This window comes from uncultured Aquincola sp. (genome assembly GCF_964001545.1).
In the GTDB taxonomy this organism is placed as follows: Bacteria; Pseudomonadota; Gammaproteobacteria; order Burkholderiales; family Burkholderiaceae_C; genus Aquincola.
Map to the genome: position 1 here is coordinate 1 of NZ_CAXFDV010000566.1, position 6,960 is coordinate 6,960.

Genomic DNA, 6,960 nt, shown 5'->3' on the forward strand with positions numbered 1-6,960 from the left:
CGCTCGCGCCGCACCGGCTTGGTCAGGTAGTCCACCGCGTCCAGCTCGAAGGCCTGCAGCGCATGGTCGGCATGGGCGGTGACAAACACCACCGCCGGCAGCTTGGGCAGGCGCCTGAGATCTGCCGCCAGCTGCATGCCGTTGCTGCCGGGCATCTGCACGTCCAGCAGCACCGCGTCGCAGGGGCGGCTGGCCAGCCAGTCCAGCGCCTGCGTGGCGTTGCCGGCCTCGCCGGCCACCTCGCAGCGCGGCTCGGGGCAGTCGCGCACCAGTGCGGCCAGGCGCAGGCGGGCCAGCGGTTCGTCGTCGACGATCAACAGTCGCAGCGGGCTCATGGGCGGTTCAGCGGGGGCTCAACGGTTCATCGGGCAGGGTGATGCGCACGCGCCACCAGCCGTCCAGCCGGCGGGCGTCGAAGCGGGCGGCCAGGTCGTGCATCAGTCGCAGCCGCTCCTGCACATTGGCCAGCGCGATGCCGTGGCCGGCCGGGGCGGGGGCGGCGCTGCTGTCGGCCAATGTGTTGTCGATGCTGACGATGACCTCGCCCCGTCGCAGCTCGGTGCGCACCCGCAGCACGCCGCCATCGGCCGCCGGCTCAATGCCGTGGCGCACCGCGTTTTCCACCAGCGGCTGCAGCAGCAGCGGCGGCACGCGCGCGCGGCCGGCGGCTTCGTCCAATTCCCACAGCAGCCGCAGCCGCGGGCCGAAGCGCACCTGCTCAATGGCCAGGTAACGCTGGGCCAGCGCCAGTTCTTCGGCCAGGGTGACGGCGCTGCGCTGCTCGGCCACCGCGGTGCGAAACAGTTCGGCCAGGTCTTCCAGCACCTGTTCGGCCTTGGCCGGGTCCACCTGCACCAGCGCCAGCGCGGTGTTCAGCGCATTGAACAGGAAGTGCGGCCGGATGCGCGACTGCAGCTCGGCCAGCCGCGCATCGGCGTCGGCCGGTCGCAGCGAGCGGGCGCGCGACTCGATCCACAGCGCCAGCGGCAGCGCCAGCGCCGCGCCGGCCAGCGGCAGGGCCAGCAGCTGCGGGCCGCCCAGCGGCGGCAGGCCCCAGGCCGTGGCCAGGCCGGTGCTGCCGGCGCCCGCCAGGTCGGCCAGCCCGTTGACGGCCGCCGCCGCGCCCAGGCCCGCCAGTGCCGCCACCGCGCCCAGCGCGGTGAGCACGGCCACCCGCCGCGCCACGGCCAGGCGCGCCAGCGGCCGGCGCAGCGCGCAGCCCAGCAGCAGCCACAGCAGCGTGCCGCCCATGCCGGCAAAGATGGCCGGTGCCAGCGCCGCCAGCGCCTGCGCCCAGCTGCCGGCGCCCCACAGCACCGCCAGCAGCGCCGCCGCCTGCACCGCCAGCAGCGCCCGGAACGCCAAGGCCGGCTGGCACAGCCGCCAGCCGTCTTCGCCCGGCGCGGCGCGGCCTGCCGGCGCCGATGCCGGCTCGGCGGGGGCGGCGGGTGCCAGGGTGTCAGCAGGCCAGGTCATCGCGGGGTGGGTCGATAAACTCTCGGGTTCCGCGCGATTGTCCGCGCTGCGCTGCACCTTCAACGCCGATCCGGCCTGCCGTCATGTCCACCAATCAACTCGACAAAAAATCCCAAGCCTGGTCGGCCCTGTTCTCCGAGCCGATGAGCGAGCTGGTCAAGCGCTACACCGCCAGCGTCGACTTCGACAAGCGCCTGTGGCAGGCCGACATCGAAGGCAGCCTGGCCCATGCCGACATGCTGGCCGCGCAGGGCGTGATCGGCGCCGACGACCTGGCCGCCATCCAGCGCGGCATGGCGCAGATCCGCAGCGAGATCGAGGCCGGCACCTTCGAATGGAAGCTGGACCTGGAAGACGTGCACCTGAACGTGGAAGCGCGCCTGACCCAGCTGGTGGGCGACGCCGGCAAGCGGCTGCACACCGGCCGCTCGCGCAACGACCAGGTGGCCACCGACGTGCGGCTGTGGCTGCGCGGCGAGATCGATGCGCTGCTGCCGCTGCTGGCGCAGATGCAGCGCGCGCTGGTGAGCGTGGCCGACCAGAACACCGAGACCATCCTGCCCGGCTTCACCCACATGCAGGTGGCCCAGCCGGTGAGCTTTGCCCACCACATGCTGGCCTATGTGGAAATGTTCGCCCGCGACGCCGAGCGCCTGGCCGACGTGCGCAAGCGGGTGAACCGCCTGCCGCTGGGCGCCGCCGCGCTGGCCGGCACCAGCTACCCGCTGGACCGTGAGCGCGTGGCCCGCACGCTGGGCTTTGATGGCGTGTGCCAGAACAGCCTGGACGCGGTGAGCGACCGCGACTTCGCGATCGAGTTCAGCGCCTTTGCCAGCATCACGATGATGCACGTCAGCCGCCTGGCCGAAGAGATCGTGCTGTGGATGAGCCAGAACTTCGCCTTCATCGACCTGGCCGACCGCTACTGCACCGGCTCGTCGATCATGCCGCAGAAGCGCAACCCCGACGTGGCCGAACTGGCCCGCGGCAAGAGCGGCCGCGTCTATGGCCACCTGATGGCGCTGCTGACGCTGATGAAGGGCCAGCCGCTGACCTACAACAAGGACAACCAGGAAGACAAGGAGCCGCTGTTCGACACCGTGGACACGGTGCGCGACACGCTGCGCATCATGGCCGAGATGGTGGAGGGCATCGTCGTCAAGCCCGAGGCGATGGAGCGTGCCGCGCTGCGCGGCTACGCCACCGCCACCGACCTGGCCGACTACCTGGCCAAGCGCGGCGTGCCCTTCCGCGACGCGCACGAGGTGGTGGCCCATGCGGTCAAGACCTGCCTGCAGCGCGGCATCGACCTGGCCGAGCTGCCGCTGGCCGAGATGAAGGCGCTGAACCCCGCGGTGGGCGATGACGTGCAGCAGGTGCTGACGCTGCGCGGCTCGCTCGGCGCCCGCAACGTGCTGGGCGGCACGGCGCCGGTGCAGGTGCGCGCGCAGGTGGCGCGCCACAAGGCGCGGCTGGGCTGAGAACGCGCCTCAACCCCAGGTGAGTGGAGCCCTATGCTGCAGACCCTGAAGATGACGGGCGTAGGCCCAGCCAGCGAGTTGGGTCCGATCACGTTCTCGCCACGGATGAACTTCCTTACGGGAGACAACGGACTCGGGAAAAGCTTTTTCCTGGATGTGGCCTGGTGGGCACTCACCCGCACCTGGGCGCGCGGCGTGCCCGCATCGCCGCAACCCGACGCCAAAACGGCCAAGATCACCTTCAGCTACACCAAGGCGACCCCACCGGCCTATGAAGAGACGGTGGTCTACAAGCACAGCGCTCAGAGCTGGCCGCTCAAGCAGGGGCGACCGCCGATCCCCGGCGTGGTCATCTATGCGGGTGTGGATGGCAGCTTTTCGGTGTGGGACCCAGCTCGCAATTACTGGACCGAGCAGAACCCTGAAGTTGCCAAGGTCCGTGCCTTCAACTTCTCGCCGGAGCAGGTCTGGCTGGGGCTGCCCGCGGACGAGGACGCCAAGCAGCCGAAAGCATGGCACTGCAAGGGGCTGATCTCCGACTGGGTTCGCTGGCAGGGCGCCAACATGCCGGAGTTCAGCGACCTGGTGAAGGTGCTGGATGCGCTGTCTCCTTCGGGGGTGGAGAAGCTGACGCCGGGCCAGCCCATGCGCGTGGGCGACGATGTGACCGACCAGCCGTCGCTGCGCATGCCCTATGCGCAAGATGTGCCCTTGGTGCATGCATCTGCGGGCATGCGGCGGATTGCGGCGCTGGCCTATCTGCTGGTCTGGACCTGGCGCGAGCACGAGCGCGCTTGTGCCCGGCAGCGCCAGAAGACGGCCAAGGAGGTCATCTTCCTGATCGATGAAGTGGAGTGTCACCTGCATCCCCAGTGGCAGCGGCGGGTCGTTCCGGCGCTGCTGTCGGTGATGCAGGCACTCACAGGACGCCGGGTGCCGGTGCAACTCATCGTGGCCACGCATTCGCCGCTGGTGCTGGCCTCGGTAGAGCCCACCTTTGATGCGGAGCAGGACACCGTCTTCAGTCTGCGATTGAACGGTGGCCAGGCGGTGATCGAGCCGGAGCCGTGGGCCAAGCAGGGTGACGTGACGAACTGGCTTGTTTCACCGGCCTTCGGCCTGGAACAGGCGCGATCGGTGGAGGCCGAAGCGGCGATCGAGGCGGCCGAGGCCCTCATGCGAGGTGCAACAGACCTGCCGGCGAACCTGAACACCCACAAGAAGATTGATCAGGAACTGCGTCGCGTGCTGCCGGGTCATGACACCTTCTGGCCGCGCTGGATCGTCTCAACCCAGCGCCGCGAGCTCGGATCGTGACTCCCGTTGACAAGCGGAAGTTGTACAAAAGGGGTGCCGCCTGGCTGGCAGCTCACCCGAAGGCGACGCGCAAGCACAAGCGGGTGAAAGACCTGTGGAGCCCGTTTCGCATGCACCTGGCCGCTGCATTCGACGACCGCTGTGGCTACGGCGCCATGTACGAGCCCAGCGGCACAGTGGACCATGTCAAGCCGGTGTCAACCCACGAGGCGCTGGCGTACGAGTGGCAAAACTATCGCTACGTCTCCGGCTGGATCAACAGCGCGAAGAGCAAGAGTGGCGAGGTGCTGGACCCCTGCAGCGTCAAGGCGGGTTGGTTCAAGATCCTGCTGCCTTCGCTGCAACTGGTCGCTGTCGAGGCGAACATTCCGCAACGCTTTCGGCGCAGGGCCCTCGACACTGTGCAGAACCTGCATCTGGCGCATGACGAGAGGATCTTGAGGCAACGGCGTGAGTGGCTGGCTCAGTACGACTCGGGGGCCATCACGTTGACGGCGCTTCGCCGCTTCGCTCCGTTGATCGCCGAGGCCGTGGAGGAGCGTGATGCTGCCGCCGCGGCAGCCCAACTCGCTGCGGGCGGCGCGCCTTTGTGACTCACACCGGCACCTGCAGACCCACCTTGATCGCATCGATCACCACCTGGGTGTTGATGCGGCGGATCTGCGGGATGTCGGTCATCAGCCGCTCGCACAGCGCGTCGTAGGCGGCCATGTCGCGCGCCATCACCACGGCCACCAGGTCGGTGGTGCCGGTCACGTAGTACACCTGCTGGATCGCATCCTCGCGCGCCGCCCAGGCGCGGAAGGCGGCCAGCGCCGGGTAGTTGTCGCGGTCGATCTCGATGCCGGCGATCAGCGTCACGCTCGGCCCCACGGCCTGACGGTCGAGCACCGCCACCTCGGCGCGGATCACGCCTTGCGCCCGCAGCCGCTTCAGGCGCCGCTGCACCGCCGAGGCCGACAGGCCCACCTGCTGCGCGATGGCCTCGGCCTTGCGCTGGTTGTCGCGCTGCACGATGTCCAGGATCTGGCGGTCGAAGCTGTCCAGGGGGTCGGGGGTCGTCGTCATCGCGCAAAGTATCGGCGCAAGCGCCGTGTGCGGCTTGGCTGCGCTGCAGCCTTCGCCTGCGCCGTTTGGCCGCGCAGGCCCTGGCCGCTTTGCGCGTGCGCCGCGCTGTGGCTGCCCAGAATGTTGCACCCCCCCTTTGCAGCCACTTCACCGATGACCTTTGCGCCTTTGTCCCGCCGTCTCACCCTGGCCTGCCTGGGCAGTGCCCTGCTGCTGGCCGCCTGCGGCAAGCCGGCTGAACCGGCCGCCGTTGCGGCCGCCTCGCAGCCCGCAGCCGCCCCGGCGCCGCGCGTCATCGTGGTGGGCACCGACCCGGTGTACCCGCCCTTCGAATGGCAGGACGACAAGGGCGAGATCGTCGGCTTCGAGATCGACCTGATGAAGGCCATTGCCGAACGCGCCGGCCTGCAGGTGAAGTTCGTCGCCACGCCGTGGGAAGGCATGTTCAATGCGCTGGCCCAGGGCGACCGCGATGCGCTGATGCATGCCATCACCATCACCGAAGAGCGCAAGCCCACGATGGACTTCACCGAGCCTTACTTCGACGCCAGCCAGCTGATCGCCGTGCCGCTGGACGCCAAGGTCGGCAGCATGGCCGACCTGAAGAAGCTGCGCGTGGCGGTGCAGACCGGCACCACCGGCGACGAGGTGGTGTCCAAGCTGATGGGCAAGACCAATCCGCTGATCCGCCGCTTCGAGAGCATTCCGCTGGCGCTGCGCGAGCTGGAAGCCGGCGGCGTGAATGCCGTGGTGGCCGACAACGGCCTGGTGGCCCACTACGTGGCCAACAACGGCCAGCGCTTCAAGACGGTGAGCGATACCAGCTTCGTGCCCGAGCAGTACGGCATCGTCGTCAAGAAGGGCAATGCCGAGCTGCTGGCCCAGCTGAACGAAGGCCTGGCCAAGGTGCGTGCCGACGGCACCCATGCCAAGCTCATGACCCAGTACTTCGGCGACGCCATCGGCCGCTGAGCCGGTACCACTGCGCCCAGGAGACCGCATGCCCGACACCCGAGCCAACCCGATTGCCGACTGGCTGCAGCAGCAGCCGCAGCTGGTGCTGGACGGCGCCCTGGCCACCGAGCTGGAGCGCCGCGGCGCCGACTTGAACGACCCGCTGTGGTCGGCCCGCGTGCTGCTGGAGCAGCCCGAGCTGATCCGCCAGGTGCACCTGGACTACTTCCGCGCCGGCGCCGACGTGGCCACCACCGCCAGCTACCAGGCCAGCTTCCAGGGCTTCGCCCGCCGCGGCCTGCCCCAGGCCGAAGCCGCCGCGCTGATGCAGCGCGCGGTGGCGTTGGCGATGGAGGCGCGTGAGCAGTTCATGCAGGAGCCGGCCGCCGCCGGCCGCCGCCGCCCCTTGGTGGCCGCCTCGGTGGGGCCCTATGGCGCGATGCGAGCCGACGGCTCCGAATACCGCGGCGACTACGGCCTGGACGAAGCCGCGCTGATGGACTTCCACCGCCCGCGGCTGCAGGTGCTGGCCGCGGCCGGCGCCGACCTGCTGGCCTGCGAAACCATTCCCTGCCTGGCCGAGGCGCGGGCGCTCGCCCGGCTGATGGACCAGCTGCGCGCCGGCAGCACCCGCAGCGGCTGGATCAGCTTCAGCTGCCGCGAC

8 protein-coding genes are annotated in these 6,960 nt (G+C 69.7%); 5 read left to right on the forward strand and 3 right to left on the reverse strand.

Going from position 1 to position 6,960, the window contains the following annotated elements; translation table 11 throughout:
* A partial coding sequence (locus ABNT58_RS19420; protein ID WP_348755069.1) for a response regulator occupies positions 1-335 on the reverse strand: 335 nt, incomplete at its 3' end.
* 7 nt (positions 336-342) lie between these two features.
* Positions 343-1,476, reverse strand: a complete 1,134-nt coding sequence (locus ABNT58_RS19425; protein ID WP_348755070.1) for a histidine kinase — start codon at positions 1,474-1,476, stop codon at positions 343-345.
* Between the two features lie 83 nt (positions 1,477-1,559).
* On the opposite strand from ABNT58_RS19425, the gene argH reads away from it, so the two are divergent.
* The 3 genes from argH (at position 1,560) to ABNT58_RS19440 (ending at position 4,867) form a co-directional block, all read left to right on the forward strand.
* Positions 1,560-2,957 (forward strand): argininosuccinate lyase, encoded by a 1,398-nt coding sequence (gene argH / locus ABNT58_RS19430; RefSeq protein ID WP_348755071.1) that lies wholly within the window; start codon positions 1,560-1,562, stop codon positions 2,955-2,957.
* A gap of 33 nt (positions 2,958-2,990) precedes the next feature.
* A complete protein-coding gene (locus tag ABNT58_RS19435) occupies positions 2,991-4,274 on the forward strand; it encodes an ATP-binding protein (protein ID WP_348755072.1) in 1,284 nt (427 codons plus the stop codon).
* An 83-nt stretch (positions 4,275-4,357) separates the two neighbouring features.
* Entirely contained in the window at positions 4,358-4,867 is a 510-nt protein-coding gene (locus ABNT58_RS19440) for a hypothetical protein (RefSeq protein WP_348755073.1), read from the forward strand.
* A 1-nt stretch (position 4,868) separates the two neighbouring features.
* On the opposite strand, the gene ABNT58_RS19445 is transcribed toward ABNT58_RS19440, so the two are convergent.
* Entirely contained in the window at positions 4,869-5,342 is a 474-nt protein-coding gene (locus ABNT58_RS19445) for an Lrp/AsnC family transcriptional regulator (RefSeq protein ID WP_348755074.1), read from the reverse strand.
* Positions 5,343-5,495: 153 nt separating this feature from the next.
* On the opposite strand from ABNT58_RS19445, the gene ABNT58_RS19450 reads away from it, so the two are divergent.
* On the forward strand, positions 5,496-6,314 hold the full coding sequence (locus tag ABNT58_RS19450; protein WP_348755075.1) for a basic amino acid ABC transporter substrate-binding protein: 819 nt from the start codon (positions 5,496-5,498) through the stop codon (positions 6,312-6,314).
* 28 nt (positions 6,315-6,342) lie between these two features.
* Positions 6,343-6,960 (forward strand): homocysteine S-methyltransferase (mmuM, locus tag ABNT58_RS19455; RefSeq protein WP_348755076.1); only part of this gene is annotated, 618 nt, incomplete at its 3' end.